Here is a 20,120-nt window from a genome sequence, read left to right on the forward strand (position 1 = left end):
CCTGTGCGCGCGCATTTCGTGGCCGTCGGGTGTAGTCTGGTGGAACGATGCTTGACAACTTTTGGGCGTAAACGTATGTTTCAAACAACTGTTTGACAGAACGCCATCAAGCGCTGGCTGGTCTGTTGCGGTCACACATTCCAGTTTCATCAGCAGAGGTTTATCGCTATGCCTGATTACAAGGCCCCCTTGCGTGATATTCGCTTCGTACGTGACGAACTGCTTGGCTACGAAGCGCACTATCAGAGCCTGCCGGCTTGCCAGGACGCTACCCCGGACATGGTCGACGCTATCCTGGAGGAAGGCGCCAAGTTCTGTGAGCAGGTGCTGGCCCCGCTGAACCGGGTGGGTGACACCGAAGGCTGTACCTGGAGCGAGTCGGGCGTGAAAACGCCGACTGGTTTCAAGGAAGCCTACAAACAGTTCGTCGAAGGCGGCTGGCCAAGCCTGGCCCACGACGTTGCCCATGGCGGCCAGGGCCTGCCCGAGTCGCTGGGCCTGGCGGTGAGCGAGATGGTGGGTGAGTCCAACTGGTCGTGGGGCATGTACCCTGGCCTGTCCCATGGCGCCATGAACACCATTTCCGAGCACGGCACCGCTGAACAGCAGGACGCCTACCTGACAAAACTGGTGTCGGGCGAGTGGACCGGCACCATGTGCCTGACCGAGCCGCATTGCGGCACCGACCTGGGCATGCTGCGCACCAAGGCCGAGCCTCAGGCCGACGGTTCGTACAAAGTCACTGGCACCAAGATCTTCATCTCGGCCGGCGAACACGACATGGCCGACAACATCATTCACATCGTGCTGGCTCGCCTGCCCGACGCGCCAGCCGGTACCAAGGGTATCTCGCTGTTCATCGTGCCCAAGTTCGTGCCTAACGCCGATGGCAGCCTGGGCGCACGCAATGCCGTGACCTGTGGCTCCATCGAGCACAAGATGGGCATTCACGGCAACGCCACCTGCGTGATGAACTTCGACGCGGCCACCGGCTTCCTGATCGGCGCGGCGAACAAAGGCCTGAACTGCATGTTCACCTTCATGAACACCGCTCGCCTGGGTACCGCGTTGCAAGGCCTGGCTCACTCCGAAGTGGCGTTCCAGGGTGGTCTGAAATACGCCCGTGATCGCCTGCAGATGCGCTCGCTGACTGGCCCGAAAGCGCCGGACAAGGCCGCTGACCCGATCATCGTGCACCCTGACGTTCGCCGCATGCTGCTGACCATGAAGGCGTTCACCGAAGGCAACCGTGCCATGGTGTACTTCACGGCCAAGCAGGTGGACATCGTCAAGTACGGCACCGACGACGAAGAGAAGAAGAAAGCCGACGCACTGCTGGCCTTCATGACCCCGATCGCCAAGGCCTTCATGACCGAGGTGGGCTTTGAGTCGGCTAACCACGGCGTGCAGATCTACGGCGGCCACGGCTTCATCGCCGAGTGGGGCATGGAGCAGAACGTTCGCGACAGCCGCATCTCCATGCTGTACGAAGGCACCACTGGCATCCAGGCCCTGGACCTGCTGGGCCGTAAAGTGCTGATGACCCAGGGCGAGGCACTGAAGGGCTTCACCAAAATCGTGCACAAGTTCTGCCAGACCAACGAAGGCAACGAGGCTGTCAGCGAGTTCGTGACCCCTCTGGCCCAGTTGAACAAGGAATGGGGCGAGTTGACCATGAAGATCGGCATGGCCGCCATGAAAGACCGCGAGGAAGTGGGTGCCGCTTCGGTGGACTACCTGATGTACTCCGGTTACGCGTGCCTGGCCTACTTCTGGGCCGACATGGCCCGCCTGGCTGCCGCGAAACTGGCTGCCGGCACGTCGGAAGAGGCGTTCTACACCGCCAAGCTGCAGACTGCACGCTTCTACTTCCAGCGCATCCTGCCGCGCACCCGCACTCACGTCGCGGCCATTCTGTCGGGCGCCAACAACCTGATGGACATGAACGAAGAGCACTTTGGCCTGAGCTACTGAGGCCAGTAGTCCAGTTGAACCTGTAGCCGCTGCCGCAAGGCTGCGCGGGCCTTTCGCCTCGCTGAAGATATTCAGTGAGCACAAGGGCCAGCGCAGCCTCGCATCAGCGGCTACAGGTGTTTTTGCGGGTACATTTTTTTGGCTTCAACGTCCTAAAAAATTGTATTGAGCCTTAAATATTCGCGAGCGCAGCCGATACAGGTGAAGGCACAATGCCATAACTTCGCTTTGTATCGGATTTTCCCTTTTGCCGCGTTTATCTGCCGTTCGTTTCAGTCATTTTCTACCGTCGCTGTTGTTATTGCTCGCGGGGCTTGCGGCTGCCTATGTGAGAGACCTGAACGTATTCTTCACCTCCCTGTTCAACGTACTGCCTACCCTGGTGCTGCTGCTGGGCGGTGCTTATTGCGCGGTTTATCGTCGCCAGCGCGAGCTGTTCCTGATGGTCACGGTGTACATCGCCTACTTCCTGCTCGACACCCAAACCGACTTCTACCGGGACAACGGCAAGGTGCGTGAAGACGCGGCCGTGGTCTTCCATTTGTGTTGTTTGCTGTTGCCCGCCCTGTACGGACTGTTTGGCGCCTGGAAGGAGCGCACGCACCTGTTTCAGGACATGGTCGCGCGCTTTGCCGTGTTGCTGGCGGTGGGCAGCACTGCGCTGGGCCTGGAGCAGAGTTTCCCGGTGCCTTTGCTCAACTGGCTGGCGGAAATTCGCTGGCCCGCGCTGCATGGCCAGTGGATGAGCCTGATCCAAATGGCCTACCCGATGTTCTTCCTGGCCTTCGCGCTGCTGGTGGTGCAATACCTGCGTGAACCGCGGCCCTTGCACGCGGCGCAACTGGTGGGGTTGCTCGGCCTGTTCTGGATGTTGCCCAAAACCTTCATCCTGCCCTTCACCCTGAACATTATGTGCAGCCAGGTGATGCTGATGATTGCCGCGGCGGTGGCCCATGAGGCCTATCAGATGGCCTTCCGCGACGAGCTGACAGGCCTGCCCGGCCGGCGTGCGCTCAATGAGCGTATGCAGCGGCTGGGGCGCAATTACGTGTTGGCCATGTCCGACGTCGACCATTTCAAGAAATTCAACGACACCCATGGCCACGACGTCGGTGACCAAGTGTTGCGCCTGGTGGCCAGCAAGCTGTCGAAGGTGACCGGTGGTGGCCGCGCCTACCGCTACGGCGGTGAAGAATTCGCCCTGGTGTTCGCGGCCAAGACCATGGAAGAGTGCATGCCGCACCTGGAGGCGATTCGCGAGGCTATCGCCGCCTACAATATCCAGTTGCGCAACCCGGACAACCGCCCTCAGGACGACAAGCAGGGCCGTCAGCGCCGTCATGGCTCCGGCGCGTCCAGCGTGTCGGTAACCATCAGTATCGGCGTGGCCGAGCGCCTGATCGACCACCGCACCCCGGAAGAAGTGCTCAAGTCAGCAGACGAAGCGCTGTACAGCGCCAAGGGCGCAGGCCGCAACTGCGTGGTCGGCTATGGCCAGAGCCGTCGTGGCGCCGTGCGTACTGCCGCTTCCGCGTAACGGTGTAGCCGCCGCCGCAGGCTGCGCTGGCCCCTGCATTCACTGAAGATTTTCCGTGGGGCAAAGGGCCGGCGCAGCCTGACGGCAGTGGCTATAATTTGTGACTCGCTGTGACCATATGGTCACGTCACGACCCTATGTGTCGCAAAAGTTGTTGGGGTACACTGGATTTATCCACTGTCTCAGTACCGTTTGCGAGGTTGCCATGGCTGACTACAAAGCGCCCCTGCGCGATATGCGCTTCGTCCTCAACGAAGTTTTCGATGTGGCCAGCCTGTGGGCCCAGCTACCTGAGCTGGCTGACACAGTGGACGCGGAAACGGTAGAGGCCATTCTGGAAGAGGCCGGCAAGGTCACCAGCCGCACCGTGGCGCCGCTGAACCGCAGCGCCGACGAAGAAGGCTGCCACTGGAAAGACACCGTGGTCACCACTCCGGCCGGTTTCCCGCAGGCTTACCAGACCTACGCCGAAGGTGGTTGGGTGGGCGTGGGCGGCGATCCGACCTACGGCGGCATGGGCATGCCCAAGGCGGTCTCGGCCCAGGTCGAGGAAATGGTCAACTCTTCCAGCCTGGCGTTCGGCCTGTACCCGATGCTCACGGCGGGCGCCTGCCTATCGATCAATGCCCACGCCAGTGAAGAACTCAAGCAGGTCTACCTGCCGAACATGTACGCCGGCATTTGGGCGGGTTCCATGTGCCTGACCGAGGCCCATGCTGGCACCGACCTTGGCATCATTCGCACCAAGGCCGAGCCCCAGGCCGACGGCAGCTACAAGGTCAGCGGCACCAAGATCTTCATCACCGGCGGCGAACATGACCTGACCGAGAACATCATTCACCTGGTATTGGCCAAGCTGCCCGATGCGCCGGCAGGGCCAAAGGGCATCTCGCTGTTCCTGGTGCCCAAGTTCATGGTCAATGTGGATGGCAGCCTGGGTGAGCGCAACGCCGTGAGCTGCGGTTCCATCGAGCACAAGATGGGTATCCAGGCGTCGGCCACCTGCGTGATGAACTTCGATGGCGCTGTAGGTTATATCGTGGGCGAAGCGAACAAGGGCCTGGCGGCCATGTTCACCATGATGAACTACGAGCGCCTGGGCGTTGGCATCCAGGGCCTTGCTTCGGCCGAGCGCTCTTACCAGAGCGCGGTGGACTATGCCCGCGACCGCCTGCAAAGCCGCTCGCCCACGGGGCCCAAGGCCAAGGACAAGGTGGCGGACCCGATCATCGTCCACCCCGACGTGCGTCGCATGCTGTTGACCATGAAAGCCTTCAACGAAGGCGGCCGGGCGTTTTCCACCTATGTGGCCATGCAGCTCGACACCGCCAAGTTCAGTGAGGAACCGGTCACGCGCAAACGTGCCGAAGACCTGGTGGCCCTGCTGACCCCGGTGGCCAAGGCGTTCCTCACCGACCTGGGCCTGGAGACTACCGTGCTCGGCCAGCAAGTGTTTGGTGGCCACGGCTACATCCGTGAATGGGGCCAGGAGCAACTGGTGCGCGACGTGCGCATTACCCAGATCTACGAAGGCACCAACGGCATCCAGGCACTGGACCTGTTGGGCCGCAAGGTGATCGGCAGTGGCGGTGCGTTCTACCGGTTGTTCGCTGACGAGATCCGCCACTTCATCACCACGGCACAGCCGACGCTGGCCGAGTTCACCCAGCCGCTGAGCGCTGCGCTGGATAACCTCGACGACCTGACTGCCTGGCTGCTGGATCGCGCCAAGAACGACCCCAACGAAATCGGCGCGGCATCCCTGGAATACCTGCACGTGTTTGGCTACACGGCCTATGCCTACATGTGGGCTCTCATGGCCAAGGCGGCGCTGGGCAAGGAAGCGCAGGAAGATTTCTACGTCAGCAAGCTGGGCACGGCGCGTTTCTATTTCGCCCGCCTGCTGCCGCGTATCCATTCGCTCACGGCGTCGGTGAAGGCGGGCAGCGAGTCGCTGTTCCTGTTGGAGGCGGATCAGTTCTAACTGTCGTACAACGCTGTAAGCATATTCCTACGTGCTGTGTTGCTTTTCGGCGATACCGCTTGTTCCGATCCATGGGTAATCTTGCTCCATGGACGTCGCGCAGGAAGCGCCCAGTAGAATACGGACACGTAGGGAACCCGCCACAGGACGGTGGGAGGAAATGGATGTCAGGGATACAGTCTGCGAAACCCCGCCTCGGCGGGGTTTTCTTTTGCGCGCGATTTGTCAGGCCTGCACAGCCTGGCGGCAGCGGCAAGGTCGAATTCGGCTATTGTGGGAGCTGGCTGCCGGCGGGTTGGAGGGGCCCGAAAAGCTCGCTGGCAAGCCAGCTCCCACAAAGTCAGGTTGCAGCAACACCTGGCCCGTTGAACCTTGGGAGCTGCAGTGATGTCAGTTGGTTATCAACCTTCCAGGAGCCGTACCATGGACTTTATCCGCATTATCGTTGCCATTCTGCTGCCCCCGTTGGGCGTATTCCTGCAAGTCGGATTTGGCGGTGCGTTCTGGTTGAACATCCTGCTGACACTGTGCGGCTACATCCCGGGTATCGTGCATGCGGTGTATATCATCGCGAAGCGGTAATCAGCCCTCCATTACCCGCCGATAAAACCCCCACTCCTGCTCCAGCGCATGCGCCAGGTTTGCCGCCTTGCGGAAGCCATGGCGTTCGTCCGGGTAGTAGTGGGCTTCGGCCGGCAGGCCGTTGTCGTGCAGGGCCTTGAGCATGTCGCGGGTTTGCCGCGGTACTACCACCGCATCCAGTTCGCCCTGGAAGAAGATCACCGGCACCTTGATGTTGCCCGCGTGGAACAGCGGTGTGCGGGCGCGATAGCGAGCTTCGTCCTGTTGCGGGTCACCGATTAGCCAGTCCAGGTAGTCGCCTTCGAACTTATGGGTGCTTTTGCCCAGCGCCAGCGGGTCGCTGACGCCGTACAGGCTGGCGCCCGCGCGGAATACGTTGTGAAAGGCCAGAGCGCACAGGGTGGTGTAGCCACCGGCGCTGCCGCCACGGATGAAGGCCTGCCCGGGATTGATCAGGCCGCGGGCAGCCAAATGGCTGACCACCGCGCAAGCATCTTCCACGTCTGCTTCGCCCCAACGCAAATGCAGCGCCTGGCGATAGGCGCGGCCGTAGCTGCTGCTGCCTCGGTAATTGAGGTCGGCCACAGCGAAGCCGCGCTGGGTCCAGTATTGAATGCGTGAATCGAATACCGGGTAGCACGCCGAGGTCGGGCCGCCGTGGATGAACACCACCAGCGGTGGCTGGCTGTCGCCGTTCATGGCCGGGTAAAAGAAGCCGAAGGCCTCGCTGTCGCCACTGGCGTAGCGCAACGGCTGGGGGCGGCTGACCTGGGCGGCGGCCAAGGGCAATACGCCGCCGGTGAGCACGCGCGCCTGGCGGCTGAGCCGGTCAATGGCGATGATCGCCGCAGGGCAGGTGGCCGATGCGGCAATGGCATAGATATGCCCGTCGTCCATGGCCAGGCTGCGGAAGCGGGTGAAGTCAGCGCTGTAGTCTTCGACCAGACCGTCGGGCTGGCCGATGCCCAAGCGGGCGAAGCCATCCTCGAACCAGGTGGCCAGAAAATGGCCAGCGTCCAGCGGCAGCCAGGTGCAGGCGCCCAATTGCCAAGGGGCGCCTGCGTGGTCGGCCGGGCGTGACGGCAGCAATGCCCAGCCGTGTTCGGTTTCTCCCCAAGGCTGCCAGAAGCCGTCCCGGTCTGACAGGCAGTACAGGCGCCCATCGCGGTCAAAGCGTGGCTGTTGCAGGGACTGCTCACCCGCATCGCCTAGCTGTGAGGGTTTGCTCCATTGCCCGGACGGCAAGCGTTCGCAAACCATCAGGCGGGTGACGGTCCAGGGTTGGTGCGGCCGGCTCCATTCGATCCAGGCCAGGCGCTGGCCATCGTCGCTCAAGGTGGGGGATGCGTAGAAGTCAGCACCTTCGGCCAGCACATGGCGGTTGCCGTCGGCCAGCTCGATGCTCACCAGGCGGTGTTCCACCCGATCCGGCTGGTGGCTTTCCTCCACGGCCAGCACTTGGTGGGCTGCCGCTCGTACGTCACCGTAGCGCTGGCTGCCTTGGGTCAGCTGGCGTGGCGCGCCGCCAGCCAGCGCCTGCAGGTAAAGCTGCTGGTCGGCCTCATTGACAAACACCAGGCCCTCGTCAATCAGGCAGAAGGAGCCACCGCCGTATTCATACACGCGGCTGCGTGCACTGAAACCGTCGGGGGTCAGGCAGCGGGCCTGGCCGGCGCGCCAGTGCCAGATGCGACAGGCGGCGTCCTGGGGGCGGAATTCATTCCAGAACAGCCCTGCCGGCCCGACCGCCAGTTCAGCGAAGTCGGTACCGGCGGCGACGGCCTGGGCGGCGCTGAACAGGTCAGGCCTTGGCGATGATTCTCGAGTTTCGTTCATTTCGGAAGGCCAGTTGTTCGATCGTCTGAGTGGCAGTCTCGGACTCCTCACGGGCCTTGAGGATGATCCCGTGGTCCGCCGACTTACTGCACACGGGGTCGGCATTGCTGGCATCGCCGGTCAGCATGAAAGCCTGGCAACGACAGCCACCGAAGTCCTTTTCTTTCTCGTCGCAGGAGCGGCACGGCTCAGGCATCCAATCATAACCACGGAAGCGGTTGAAACCGAATGAGTCATACCAGATGTGTTGCATGCTGTGGTCGCGCACATTGGGGAACTGGATCGGCATCTGCCGCGCGCCGTGGCAGGGCAGGGCGGTGCCGTCCGGGGTTACCGTGAGGAAAATGCTGCCCCAGCCGTTCATGCAGGCTTTGGGGCGTTCCTCATAGTAGTCCGGGGTGACGAATATCAGCTTGCAGGGGTTGCCCTCGGCCGCCAGCTTTTCACGATATTGGTTGGTGATGCGCTCGGCCCGTACCAGCTGTTCCTTGGTGGGCAGCAGGCCCAGGCGGTTGAGTTCGGCCCAGCCGTAGAACTGGCAGGTGGCAAGCTCGACGAAGTCGGCTTCCAGGGCGATGCACAGCTCGATGATGCGGTCGATCTTGTCGATGTTGTGCCGGTGGGTCACGAAGTTCAGCACCATCGGGTAGCCGTGGGCTTTCACCGCGCGAGCCATTTCCAGCTTTTGCTTGAAGGCTTTTTTCGAGCCCGCCAGCAGGTTATTGACCTGCTCGTCGCTGGCCTGGAAGCTGATCTGGATGTGGTCCAGGCCTGCGACCTTGAAGTCGGCGATTTTCTGTTCGGTAAGGCCAATGCCTGAGGTGATCAGGTTGGTATAGAACCCCAGCTGCCGCGCCTCGCGGATCAGCTCGGCGAGGTCCTGGCGCACCAGCGGTTCGCCGCCGGAGAAACCGATCTGTGCAGCGCCCATTTCCCGGGCTTCACGAAATACCTTGAACCATTGCTCGGTGGTCAGCTCCTTGCCCTGGGCCGCGAAGTCCAGGGGGTTGGAGCAGTACGGGCACTGCAATGGGCAGCGGTAGGTCAGCTCGGCCAGCAGCCACAGGGGCAAACCGACTTCGGGCTTGGCCGGCAGCTCAGGCAAGTTCGATCCAGTGCTCTGCACGAGCGACCTCCATGAATTGCTCGATGTCGACACCGAGCTCGGGAACGCCGGGGAATTGCTTGTCCAACTCGGCGATAACAGCGGCGACAGTGCGCTGGCCGTCGATCAGGCCGCCAATGGCGCTGGCACTGTCGTTGAGCTTGATCATCCCTTCAGGATAGAGCAGCACGTGGCCTTTCTGCGCCGGTTCGTACTGGAAGCGATAGCCGGGCCGCCATTTGGGCGTCAGGTTGCGATCAAAACTCATAAGGCTATCCCCTTGTGCCAGACACGCTGGTCGGTAACGCTGTGGTAGGGCGGACGGTTGAGCTCATAGGCCATGGTCATGCTGTCGAGCATGCTCCACAGGATGTCCAGTTTGAACTGCAGGATCTCCAGCATGCGCTGCTGGCCTTCAGCCGTGGTGTAGTGCTGCAGGGTGATGGCCAGGCCATGTTCCACGTCGCGTCGGGCCTGGCCCAGGCGAGTGCGGAAGTATTCGTAGCCGGCCGGGTCGATCCACGGGTAATGCTGTGGCCAGCTGTCCAGGCGCGACTGGTGGATCTGCGGCGCGAACAGCTCGGTCAGCGAGCTGCTGGCGGCTTCCTGCCAACTGGCGCGGCGGGCGAAGTTGACGTAGGCGTCCACGGCAAAGCGCACGCCGGGCAATACCAGCTCCTGGGAGCGCAGCTGGTCCGGGTCCAGGCCCACCGATTGGCCTAGGCGCAGCCAGGCCTCGATGCCGCCGTCTTCACCGGGGGCACCGTCGTGGTCCAGCAGGCGCTGAATCCACTCGCGGCGCACTTCGCGGTCCGGGCAGTTGGCCAGAATCGCGGCATCCTTCATGGGGATGTTGACCTGGTAGTAGAAACGGTTGGCTACCCAGCCCTGGATCTGCTCGCGGGTGGCCCGGCCTTCATACATCGCCACGTGGTAGGGGTGGTAGATGTGATAGTAGGCGCCCTTGGCCCGCAGGGCCTGCTCGAATTCGGCGGGGGACATTGCCTTGGCGTCGGTCATGTTCAACTCCTACAGTTCGATGCTCATGCCATCGAAGGCCACTTCGACTCCACGGCGCGTCACTTCGGCGCGCTCGGGCGAGTCTTCGTCGAGGATTGGGTTGGTGTTGTTGATGTGGATAAGTACCTTGCGCGGCTTGTTCAGACCGTCCAGCACTTCCAGCATGCCGCCGGGGCCGTTCTGGCACAGGTGGCCCATTTCACGACCTGTCCGGGTGCCAACGCCACGACGCTGCATCTCATCGTCGTCCCACAGCGTGCCGTCCACCAGCAGGCAGTCGGCATCGGCCATGTGCCCCAGCAGCGTGTCGTCGACCTGGCCCAGGCCCGGTGCGTAGAACAGCTTGCCGCCGGTGCGCAGGTCTTCCACGCGCAGGCCCAGATTGTCGCCCGGGTGCGGGTCGAAGCGGTGTGGCGAATAGGGCGGCGCGGCGCTGCGCAGTGGGAACGGGGTAAAGCGCAGGTTCGGGCAGGCCGGGATAGTAAAGCTGCCTTCCAGTTCAATGCGGTTCCATTGCAGGCCGCCGTTCCAGTGGCTGAGCATGTTGAACAGCGGGAAACCGGTGGTCAGGTCCTGGTGGACCATGTCGGTGCACCACACCTGGTGCGGGCAGCCTTCGCGCAGGCTGAGCAGGCCAGTGGTGTGGTCGATCTGGCTGTCCAGCAGGATGATGGCATTGATACCGGTGTCGCGCAGGGCGCGGGCCGGTTGCATCGGTGCAAAACCCTGCAGTTGGGCGCGAATGTCTGGCGAGGCGTTGCACAAAACCCAGTGCACGCCGTCATCGGACAGGGCAATGGAGGACTGGGTGCGGGCCTTGGCGTTCAAGGTGCCGTCGCGGTAGCCCTTGCAGTTCACGCAGTTGCAGTTCCACTGGGGGAAACCGCCACCGGCGGCAGAGCCTAGAATCTGGATGTACATGGGAGGCCTGTGGCGTGTGGCTTGAAAATGAATAGCGAAAATAAAAACGCCCCGGCTGACCGAGGCGCTGTACTGCGATAAAAATCAGCGGCTAGCGAAGTACATGGTGACTTCAAAGCCGATGCGCAGGTCGGTGTAGGCTGGTTTGGTCCACATAGGATGACTCCTTCTGGGTGATGGATGGAAGTGGTACTGGTGCAACACATTAGAACCACCTCCGTGGGGAGATGTTCGTATGCTCAAGGCACTATCTTACTAAATTCCACTGTACTGAAACGTTAAATTGCATTAACCCGGCTGAGAAAGCTCGTTACATCCTGCGTAATGATCATTGTGCCACTTGCCATGATTCATCCACTGCCGGGCCGTTGGCCAGGCACAACCAGCCTGCTTGAGCCTCCAGCAGTTGGCTGGCGGCCTGATGCAGCGCATCGCTGCGCAGGCGCCCGAAGGCTTTGCGCAACTGATCGATGAAATCGGATGAGTGGCCACCCAGTCGCGCTTGCCACAGGCTTTCGGCGGCCTGGCTCAATTCCATGTCGGTGAGGCTGGTGCGCGCGGCCAGATCGCGGCACTGGTTGCTGAAAGCGCTGCCAGACTGGGCTCGAATCAGGGCCGGCAGCGTGTTCAGGAAGGCCTGGATATGTTCGAGGATTTGCGCCAGGGGCGTGCTGGGTGACTGCACGCCGAACAGCAGGCCGGGGCGCCCCGCCACCTGGCGGAACCCGCTGAACACTGCGTAGCCCAATTGCAGTTCCACGCGCATGCGCTGGTAGAACGGCGACTGGCACAGTTGCGCCAGCAACTGCCAGGCAGCCTGGTCGATGATCTGCTCGCCAGCCGCGGGGCAAAACAGCAGCAACGCCTGTTCGCTGGAGTCGGTGGTCACCTGGCTCCAGGTGCGGCCATGCAACGGCAGCGGCGGCTGGCACAGGCGCGCATCGGCATGGCCGGGCATTCTCAGCAGCGCCACGCTCAATGCCTGGCTGACCGCCGGGCTCAGGCCCAGGGCCAGGCCGTCCCAGCGGGACTCGCTCCATAAACGTTGCAACAGCGGTGGCTGCAAGTGCTCGTCGCGGCCGCGCAGGGGCGGCTGGTAATACCCCAGGCTGTGTTCGGGCAGGCGCTTGAGCAATTCACGAATCGGGATCAGCGGCGCAGGTGGGCTCAGTTGGCCCACCTGCCGCCACACTTCCGGGGACGGCTGGGTGAGGTTTTCCAGGGCCTGCTCGACCAGCGCCGGCATCGGCTCCTGCACGCCGCACAGGCGCAGTTGCCAGTCGTCGCCCAGGCTGGAAAAGGTCATCTGCACGCCGGCCTGGCTGGCCTCCTCGCGCAGCTTCACCAGGTTGTGATCCAGCATGCGCCAGAAGCTGGCACGCTGGGCGGACTTCACCCGCCAGCGCAGGTACAGGCAACCTTCATGACTGGGCGGTTGCGCCGTGCTGACGATGTCCAGGCAGGCGGGCGTCGGCATCGGCTGGGCCGGCCGACGGCTGGGGCGCAGGAACCGATTCCGCTGGGGCAGGCGCCATTTAACGTCGCTGCCAAGTCCGACGTGCACCAGTGGGCCATGCAGCACGGTGTCGGCACGCAGCTGGCCAAGAATGACGCGCAAGGCTTGCACCGCGTCGTGGCCGATCCGGGTGTCGCCATCCAGGGAAAAATGCTGAATGTCCTGACGGGCCAGGTCCAGCGCGGTGCTGACCAGTTGCCGGCGCTGGCGCAACAATTGGTATTCATCCCGCAGGCTCTGCCAGTCGTCATGGGACTGGAAAAACTCCAGCCAGTCCAGGCACAGCTCGCAAACAAGCCCCCGAGCCGACTGGCCAGCGGCAGTGAGCTTGAACTCGATGTTGAGCACTACCTGGCCGTCGAAGTCATACAGGGGTGCCAGACTCAGGGTTTCGACCAAGCCGCGCCGCTGCACGTCGGCCAGCAGCCCCCCGGGCTGGGCGGAGGCAATCCAGGTAGCCAGGAAATCGACGGCCGCGCAGCTGTCGCCGGGCACTTCCTGGCAGGCAAATACCAGGTTGAGGCGGCTGGGGTCGGCCACTTCCATGGCCGCGCAAGGTTGATCAAGCAAGGGCGGGGAAGGCTGCCGGGGGCTGGCGGTGCCGGCGTGCAGCAGGCTGCCGGCTCTCTCGGCCAGGCCGCGCAGCTCTTCCAGCGCTTGTGGCCCGGCCAGGCTCAAGGTTATCTGGCCGGCCTGATAGAAGCGTTGGTAGAACGCTTGCAGGCTGTGCTGGAAGGCCTCGCGTGGTACTGGCAGGCTGTAGCGGTTACCGGCATGGAACGCGCGCAACGGGTGTGTGGCTGACAGGGGCGCGGTCAGCCACTGCTGATGGCGTGCCTGTGGGTCGCGCGACCAGGCGATGAACTCGGCATGCAGCACCTCACGCTCGCGCAGTTGGTCATCACGGTCCAACCGGGGATGGGCGAGCATTTCGCACAGGCGTTCCAGGGCGCCGGGAAAGGATTCCACCGGCAGCTCGAAGAAATAGTCGGTGGTGCGTTCCCGGGTGCTGGCGTTCAACTGGCCACCGTGGCGCTGGACGAACGGCATCAGGGCGTGATCGCCGCTATAGCGTGTGGTACCGAGGAAAAACAGGTGCTCAAGAAAATGCGCCAGGCCCGGCCAGGCCGGGTCCACGTCATGGCTACCCGCCGCCACGCGCAGCGCCGCGGCGGCACGCTTGAGGCGCGGATCGTGGCGCAACTGCACGCGCAGGCCGTTTTCCAGCACCAGCAAGGCGAATTCGGGGGAGGCTACATCCGGCATGGGCTGTCCGTTGGCAAAGCGATATCAGACTAATGCTAGCGGATCTTTGCCAAGTGATATAACGCAAAAAAGCCCGCCGGGCGGCCGGCGGGCTTTTTTTGGACCTATGTAGACGCAACTGTCTGTGTGGGAGCTGGCGGTAGCAGGTCAGTGGCTGAAGGCGGCGGTAGTGCCCACCACGGTTGCCGACGGCAGTAACTGGCTGATGAAGCGGTTCCAGCGGGTAATGTTGGCCGGGCCGACGAACACCACGTCCGAGGTGCGCAGGTCAAACTGGCGGGCCAGCAGGAAGGACGTGGGTTTCTTGGCGTTGAGGTAGAACACGGTAGGCGGTTGCCCGCTGCCGTTTTGCGCGCCGCGAATCACATAGATAGCCTCGGCATTGGCAGTTTCCTGGCTGATGCCGCCGGCGTTGCCCAACGCCTCCATCAGGTTGAAGGTACTGGTGCCGTAGTTCATCACCTGGGGTTTCTGCACCTCGCCCAATACGTAGATCTTGTTGGCGTGGTCATTGCCCAGGTGCAGTTGGTCGCCGTCTTTCAGGTAAATCTCGTTCAGGTGCGAGTCGGTGCGGTTGAGGGTGTCGATGTCCATGACATATTCATGGCCGTCGCGCTTGAGAATCAGGTTGGCCAGGTTGGCGTCCGGCGTTTCACCCCCGGCCCGGCTGATGGCATCCACCAGGTTGAGCGGTATGTTGTTGAGCGATTGTGGCCCGGGATTCTTCACTGCCCCCGACAGAATCACCTTCTGGCTGTCGTAGCCCTGGATATTCACGTCCACCTGCGCGCCTGTCAGGTATTGGCCCAACGCCTTCTGCAGATTGGCGCGAAACTCGGGCACTGTCAGGCCGCCAGCCTTGATCGAGTTGATGTAGGGGTAATACAGCGTGCCGTCCAGGCGCACCACGCGGGCGCTGGCCTCCACCTGGGTCTGGTTGGAGGGCGAGTTCAGCTCGGCGTGCTCCCACACCGTGATGACCACGTTGTCGCCCGGGCCGATGCGGTAGTCATTGGGCCGGTAACTGAGCAGCGAAGCCGGTATGGGCTGTGGCTTGTAGATCACTTTCTGCTGGTTGACCGTGGCCGAGGTGATCGGCACTACGGTCACAGGGCCACTGTCCTGGTCCTGTACATCATCGGGGGTCATGTGTTGCCCAGGGGCGAAAGCGCAACCCTGGACCAATGCAGTCATCAGCAAAACACCGAGTAACGATCGCTTCATGGCAAAGTCTTCCTTGGAGAAAGCAGGTTTCTCCAGCGTTGGGTCTTATAGGAGTCAAAAGGCGTTCTTGTGGACAAAACCCTTGAACAGGGTAAGTGCGATGATTTTCAGGTCCAGCCAGATGGACCAGTGTTCGATGTAGTCGAGGTCGAATTCGATGCGTTTCTGCATTTTGTCCAAGGTCGTGGTCTCCCCGCGCCATCCATTGACTTGCGCCCAGCCGGTGATGCCGGGCTTGACCTTATGCCGCAACATGTAGCCGTTGACCTGCTTGCGATACTGCTCGTTGTGCGCCACTGCATGGGGGCGCGGCCCTACGATCGACATGTCGCCGCGCAATACGTTGAAAAACTGCGGCAGCTCGTCCAGCGATGTACGCCGCAAAAACGCCCCGAACGGGGTTACGCGACAGTCATTGCGACTGGCTTGTCGTACTTCGCTGCCGTTTTCCTGGACCGTCATGCTGCGAAACTTCCAGACCATGATCGGCCGCCCATCTAAACCATAGCGTGTCTGGCGGAAAAACACGGGGCCGGTGGAGGTGATTTTGATGCCCAGGGCAATCAGCAGCATGGGTACGGCAATGACCGCAAGGATCAGGCTGGTGACCACAATGTCTTCGAAACGCTTGACCAGTTGGCTGGAACCATCCATTGGCGTGTCCACCAGACTGATACTGGTGAGGCCGTTGATGCTTTCACTGCGGGCATGCAGCAGGTCGAACATGAACACGTCGGGAATCAGGTACACCGAGGCTGTGGTGTCGCTCAGGCCCTTCACCAGGCAGCAAAGCGAGGGTTCGCGGCTCATGGCCAGGGTGATGTAGACCTTGTCGATGCGCCCGGCCCGCGCGTCCATCACCAACTGGTCGAGGCCACCCAGCACCGGGATGCGCCTGCTCAGCTCGTCCAGGGCCATCTGCTCGGGCTGATCGTCGTAGAAACCCAGCAGGCGCAGGCCCATCCACGGTGCGGCGGCAATGGAGCAGGCCAGACGCTCGCCGATTTGCCCGGTGCCGACGATGGCCACTGTGCGGGTATTGAAGCCGCGGCGGCGCAGCGCATGCAGCGTGCTGCGGATCAACAGCCGGTAGGCGCTGAGGGAAAACAGCACCAGGGCGAACCAGGTGATGCGGCTTTTATCCAGCACCACCTCGGGCTTGTTCAGCAGGTAGTCGATCAGCAGCAGGCAGCAGAACGTCAGCGCCCAATAATTGAATACCCGCAGCAGTTCGCGCGCCACCCGTTCGCCGCGCCATGAGCCGTAGAGCTGATGGTATTCGCTGAGCCAGCGAAAGATCAGCACGGTCGCCATCAGGCGTACCCAGGTGTCACTGTCGTGCAGCCGGCCCTCCAGCCAGGCGAACCACAGGGTGCAGGCGGCGATGACCGCCACGTCCAGCGCCCGATGGGCCAGCGACAGGGCGGATTGGTGGGCCTGCAGAATGCCTTTCAGCGGTCTTGCCATGACAGACCTCCCGGTTCACTGGTTTTTTGCGCCAACGGCCAATGACGGCGCCAGGCTCAGGCGTGGTGCGCTGGCCAGTATCGGCAGCGCCACGGGTGGATGTTCTTCGTTCCAGCGCGCCTCGACGAACTGGCGCATTTCCCGTTCAAAGCGCTGTTCGGAGAAACGCTCGGCGTTATCGCGGCAGGCCTGGGCAGTGATGCGGTGGGCGTTGGCCTCGAACTCCTGGATACCGCCGATAATCGCCGCCACGGTCTGCTGGTGGTAAAAAACGCCGGTGGGCTGCTCGTGGTCCAGCCCGTGTACCGTCTCCAGGGTGCCGCCACGGCCGAAGGCGATTACCGGTGTACCGCAAGCCTGGGCTTCCACTGGGCTGATGCCGAAGTCTTCTTCGGCGGCGAAGACAAAGCCCTTGGCGTTACGCAGGTACTCGCGCAGCGCGGTAAATGGCTGGAAACCCAGCAGGGTGACGTTGCTGGCGTGCAGGGCCTGGCATTTCTCCATTTCCGGCCCGTCGCCAATCACGATCAGGTGCTTGTCCGGCATGGCGCGGAAAGCTTCGACGATCATGGGCACGCGCTTGTAGGGCACCATGCGCGAAGTAGTCAGGTAAAAGGCCTGCTTGTGCGTTTGCAGGTCGAAGCCCTGAGTGTCCACCGGTGGATAGATCACGGTGGAGGGGCGGCGATAGGCCTTGTCGATCCGCCGGCCGATGAAGTGCGAGTTGGCGATGAACTCATCCACGGCGGCGGCGGTGCGTTGGTCCCACATGCGCATGTAGTGGAGGATCATGCGCGCCACCTTGCTCTTGAGGCCGTGGTTGAGCCCGGCCTCGTTGAGGTACTGGTGTTGCAGGTCCCAGGCGTAGCGGATGGGCGAGTGCACATAGCTGATGTGCAATTGGTCAGGGCCGGTGAGCACGCCCTTGGCCACCGCGTGGCTGCTGGAAATCACCAGGTCGTAGCCCGACAGGTCCAGTTGCTCGATGGCCAGCGGCATCAGTGGCAGGTATTGCTGATAGCGCGTGCGCGCTTTGGGCAGGTGTTGGATGAACGTGGTCTGGGCGCGCTTGCCACCCAGGTGGGCGCGGTCTTCGTCACTGAGGAAGTCGATGACCGAGAACAGGTCGGCTTGCGGCCAGATTTTCAGCAGCGAGGAGAGCACGCGTTCCGCCCCCGCGTAGGTCACCAGCCAGTCATGCACAATTGCAATTTTCATGGTGCCACCATTTGTTGTTATGGCAGGGTCCAGGCCCCGCGATTATTTGGGTACGCCGGCATTCAAAGGCAGGGCAGAGTGGCGTTGGGACTGTTCGGCAAGCAGCGCATCAATGCGTTCGTTGATCAGCCCCGCCGATCGGTCCCAGTCAAAACGTGAGACGTTGTGCAGGCCCAGCGTGCGCAGTTGCTGGCGGATGCATTGGTTGGTGAGCACCAGGTTCATGGCCTGGGCGATGTGCTCGACGTCCAGCGGGTCGAAGTACAGGGCGCTGGACTGCAGCACTTCGGGTATCGATGCGGCGTTTGCCGCCAGCACCGGGCAACCGCATGCCTGAGCTTCCAGGGGAGGGATACCGAACCCCTCGTACAGCGAGGGGAAGACAAAGGCCGCCGCGCCCTGGTACTGGGTAATCAGTTCCTCGTCGCTGAGCCGGCCGAGGAAGCGGATGCGTTTGTCACTGCTGGCCAGGCGTTCCAGGCTGTGGTCGGCAAAGATCCCGCTGGCCGCGCCGACGATGCGCAGTTCCACGCGCTCATGGCCCTTGAGTTGCAGGAACGCATGGATCATGCGGGTAAAGTTCTTGTGCGCGCTGGGTGATGACACCGCCAGCAGGTAGGTCTTGCGCGCGTTGCCGGGAATGCCGGGCTGGAACTCGCTGCCCACGGCGTTGGGCACTACGAGGATGCGTTCCTGGGGGTAGCCGTAGTAGCCGGAAATTTCCCCGCGGGAAAAGTCGCTGACGGTGATCAGGCTTTTCAAATGCCGCAGCAGGATCGGCGTCATCACCCGGTAACTGGTGCGAAACGCCCAGGTGTAGCTTTCCGGGTGTCGCACGTAGGTGATGTCGTGATGGGTGGCGATCTGGTTGCGGTACAGCAGCGGTGCCGTAGCCCCCAGCGACACCAGCAATGGCGAACCCTGGCGGTGCAGGTAGCGTGGCAGGTCCAGTTGCTCCCAGCGGTGGCCACTGTATTTACCCAGGGTTTGCACGTTCAGCTTGCGCGCGGTGTCGTGCATCAAAATGCGGTCGGGGCTGACGAACACCAGGTCCGAGCGCCGCGCCTGCAAGGCCAGGCTCACCTGCTCGGCGAACCGCTGCACGCCGCGCAATTCCTGGGTCAGAAAACGAGCATTGATAACAACCATCGGTCTGTCCTTCAAGGCTGTGGCCTTGTGCTCAGCGAGTAAACAGCCAACTGGCATTGCCCAGGCTGATGATTCGAGGAAAGTCGTCCAGCGTGATCACGGTGGTGCAGTGTTCTTCTTCGGCCTTGGGGCACAGCCATTGTCCGCTGGTGGCCCGGCCACGCTCGGGGTGGCGGGTATCCAGCGATTGCACAGGGCCTTGCTGGCGGCCGTTGGCTTCGATCTTCACCTGACGCGGCCTGCCCACGGCCCAGGCCACCAGCAACTGGTCGTCGCCCTTGGCAAAATTGAGCAGGTAGAGGTTGTCGGCTTGCAGGCTCTTGAGGCTGTCGTAGCGGTATTGCGTGAGGATCGGTGCGATGGCCTTGAGCACTGCATAGGCCGGCTTGGCGGTAAGGTCGGGTTTGAGCAGGCCGAAATTATGTTCGCGCTCCTTGGCATCCGTACCGTCGTTGACCAGGTCGTACCACCACATGCCCTTGATGTTGGGGCGGGTCTTGGCCAGGAAGAAGGCCCGGGCGAGGAATTGCGCCTGGGTAGCCTCGTCCACGCCGCAGGGTTCGTTGGCGCTGGGCCAGCTCATTTCGGTGAGGTACAGCGGCACCGGTTTGCCGGCCAGGCGGGTCAGGCGCTGGTCAATGCTGGACAGCCACTTGATCCAGCTTTCCGGGGTTTTGCCCAAGTCGCCGCGGCAGTGGACGTAGGGGTGCAACGACAAGCCGTCGACCCGCTCGGTGACACCGCCTTCCACCAGGCGATCGGCAAACCCCTTGTCCAGCCCTTCGCTGGTGACTGCGCCCGCGAGTACCCGGGCCTTGGCATCGTTGTGGCGGATCTGGCTGGTGGTGGCCTTCACCAGGGCGATGTAGTCGTCGCTGACCTGGCGGTCGGCAGGGCCGGTCAGGTCCCACTCGTTCCATATCTCGTAAAAGCTCACCTGGCCGGCCAGCGCCCGGGTGACGTAGTCGACGTAGGTGCCGAAGGCGGTCAACAGGTTGGGCGTGCGCGGCAGGGCGTTGTTCTCGTAGTACTGGTTGCCGTAGTCCAGGATCACCACGTTGGCCATGCCGCGCGCGGCCCTGGCCGCGTTGTATTGACGCCAGATGGGCGGGATCTGCAACTGCCCGGGTTGCTGTTCCACCCGCGCCCAGTAGGCGTCTTCACGCACCGAGGTGATCCCGGCCTGGCTGGCCAGTTCGAAGTTCTTTGCCAACAGGGGTGAGCCGTCCATCAGGTGAGTGGCGGTACCCACGATAAACGGCTCATCGGCCGCTGCCATGCCTGCGATCAGCAGGGCGAGGCAAGGTAGCAGTCTGCGCAT

The 20,120-nt window shown here is 62.5% G+C and carries 16 protein-coding genes; 4 read left to right on the plus strand and 12 right to left on the minus strand.

From position 1 onward, the window contains the following. Window positions 1-168: 168 nt before the first annotated feature. From PMM47T1_RS01540 to PMM47T1_RS28795, 4 genes are all read left to right on the plus strand, one after another. Window positions 169-1,974 carry a phenylacyl-CoA dehydrogenase gene (locus PMM47T1_RS01540; protein WP_008365125.1) on the plus strand — a complete coding sequence of 602 codons (1,806 nt, stop codon included), beginning with the start codon at window positions 169-171 and terminating at the stop codon, window positions 1,972-1,974. A 247-nt stretch (window positions 1,975-2,221) separates the two neighbouring features. Next, window positions 2,222-3,511, plus strand: a complete 1,290-nt coding sequence (locus PMM47T1_RS01545; protein WP_008365126.1) for a GGDEF domain-containing protein — start codon at window positions 2,222-2,224, stop codon at window positions 3,509-3,511. A 205-nt stretch (window positions 3,512-3,716) separates the two neighbouring features. Continuing rightward, entirely contained in the window at window positions 3,717-5,495 is a 1,779-nt protein-coding gene (locus PMM47T1_RS01550; RefSeq protein WP_008365127.1) for an acyl-CoA dehydrogenase C-terminal domain-containing protein, read from the plus strand. A gap of 423 nt (window positions 5,496-5,918) precedes the next feature. After that, window positions 5,919-6,077 (plus strand): YqaE/Pmp3 family membrane protein, encoded by a 159-nt coding sequence (locus PMM47T1_RS28795; protein WP_008365129.1) that lies wholly within the window; start codon window positions 5,919-5,921, stop codon window positions 6,075-6,077. Here the strand turns inward: PMM47T1_RS28795 and PMM47T1_RS01560 are convergent, their stop codons facing one another. The 12 genes from PMM47T1_RS01560 to PMM47T1_RS01610 all read right to left on the minus strand — a co-directional run bounded on the left by PMM47T1_RS01560 (window position 6,078) and on the right by PMM47T1_RS01610 (window position 20,120). Continuing rightward, a complete protein-coding gene (locus PMM47T1_RS01560; RefSeq protein ID WP_008365132.1) occupies window positions 6,078-7,913 on the minus strand; it encodes an alpha/beta hydrolase family protein in 1,836 nt (611 codons plus the stop codon). Next, window positions 7,879-9,039 carry a pyrroloquinoline quinone biosynthesis protein PqqE gene (gene pqqE / locus PMM47T1_RS01565; protein WP_043300599.1) on the minus strand — a complete coding sequence of 387 codons (1,161 nt, stop codon included), beginning with the start codon at window positions 9,037-9,039 and terminating at the stop codon, window positions 7,879-7,881. Before pqqE ends, PMM47T1_RS01560 begins: the two co-directional genes overlap by 35 nt. Then, a complete protein-coding gene (gene pqqD, locus PMM47T1_RS01570; protein WP_008365136.1) occupies window positions 9,011-9,286 on the minus strand; it encodes a pyrroloquinoline quinone biosynthesis peptide chaperone PqqD in 276 nt (91 codons plus the stop codon). The genes pqqE and pqqD overlap by 29 nt, the downstream gene beginning before the upstream one ends. Next, a complete protein-coding gene (pqqC, locus tag PMM47T1_RS01575; protein ID WP_008365137.1) occupies window positions 9,283-10,038 on the minus strand; it encodes a pyrroloquinoline-quinone synthase PqqC in 756 nt (251 codons plus the stop codon). The genes pqqD and pqqC overlap by 4 nt, the downstream gene beginning before the upstream one ends. A gap of 9 nt (window positions 10,039-10,047) precedes the next feature. Continuing rightward, window positions 10,048-10,959: a pyrroloquinoline quinone biosynthesis protein PqqB gene (gene pqqB / locus PMM47T1_RS01580; RefSeq protein ID WP_008365139.1), complete on the minus strand. Its 912-nt coding sequence runs from the start codon at window positions 10,957-10,959 to the stop codon at window positions 10,048-10,050. 84 nt (window positions 10,960-11,043) lie between these two features. After that, window positions 11,044-11,115 carry a pyrroloquinoline quinone precursor peptide PqqA gene (gene pqqA / locus PMM47T1_RS28800; RefSeq protein WP_008365141.1) on the minus strand — a complete coding sequence of 24 codons (72 nt, stop codon included), beginning with the start codon at window positions 11,113-11,115 and terminating at the stop codon, window positions 11,044-11,046. Between the two features lie 172 nt (window positions 11,116-11,287). Next, a complete protein-coding gene (gene pqqF, locus PMM47T1_RS01585; protein ID WP_008365142.1) occupies window positions 11,288-13,741 on the minus strand; it encodes a pyrroloquinoline quinone biosynthesis protein PqqF in 2,454 nt (817 codons plus the stop codon). A gap of 147 nt (window positions 13,742-13,888) precedes the next feature. After that, window positions 13,889-14,965: a polysaccharide biosynthesis/export family protein gene (locus tag PMM47T1_RS01590; protein ID WP_008365143.1), complete on the minus strand. Its 1,077-nt coding sequence runs from the start codon at window positions 14,963-14,965 to the stop codon at window positions 13,889-13,891. Window positions 14,966-15,019: 54 nt separating this feature from the next. Continuing rightward, complete coding sequence (locus PMM47T1_RS01595; protein WP_008365144.1) at window positions 15,020-16,432, minus strand: undecaprenyl-phosphate glucose phosphotransferase; 1,413 nt, start codon at window positions 16,430-16,432, stop codon at window positions 15,020-15,022. Window positions 16,433-16,447: 15 nt separating this feature from the next. Beyond that, window positions 16,448-17,650, minus strand: coding sequence for a glycosyltransferase family 4 protein (locus tag PMM47T1_RS01600; protein WP_008365146.1), 1,203 nt, complete (start codon window positions 17,648-17,650; stop codon window positions 16,448-16,450). Between the two features lie 42 nt (window positions 17,651-17,692). Next, complete coding sequence (locus PMM47T1_RS01605; RefSeq protein WP_008365148.1) at window positions 17,693-18,799, minus strand: glycosyltransferase family 4 protein; 1,107 nt, start codon at window positions 18,797-18,799, stop codon at window positions 17,693-17,695. A gap of 31 nt (window positions 18,800-18,830) precedes the next feature. After that, window positions 18,831-20,120, minus strand: a complete 1,290-nt coding sequence (locus tag PMM47T1_RS01610; protein WP_008365149.1) for a hypothetical protein — start codon at window positions 20,118-20,120, stop codon at window positions 18,831-18,833.

Source organism: Pseudomonas sp. M47T1 (genome assembly GCF_000263855.1).
Lineage (GTDB): Bacteria > Pseudomonadota > Gammaproteobacteria > Pseudomonadales > Pseudomonadaceae > Aquipseudomonas.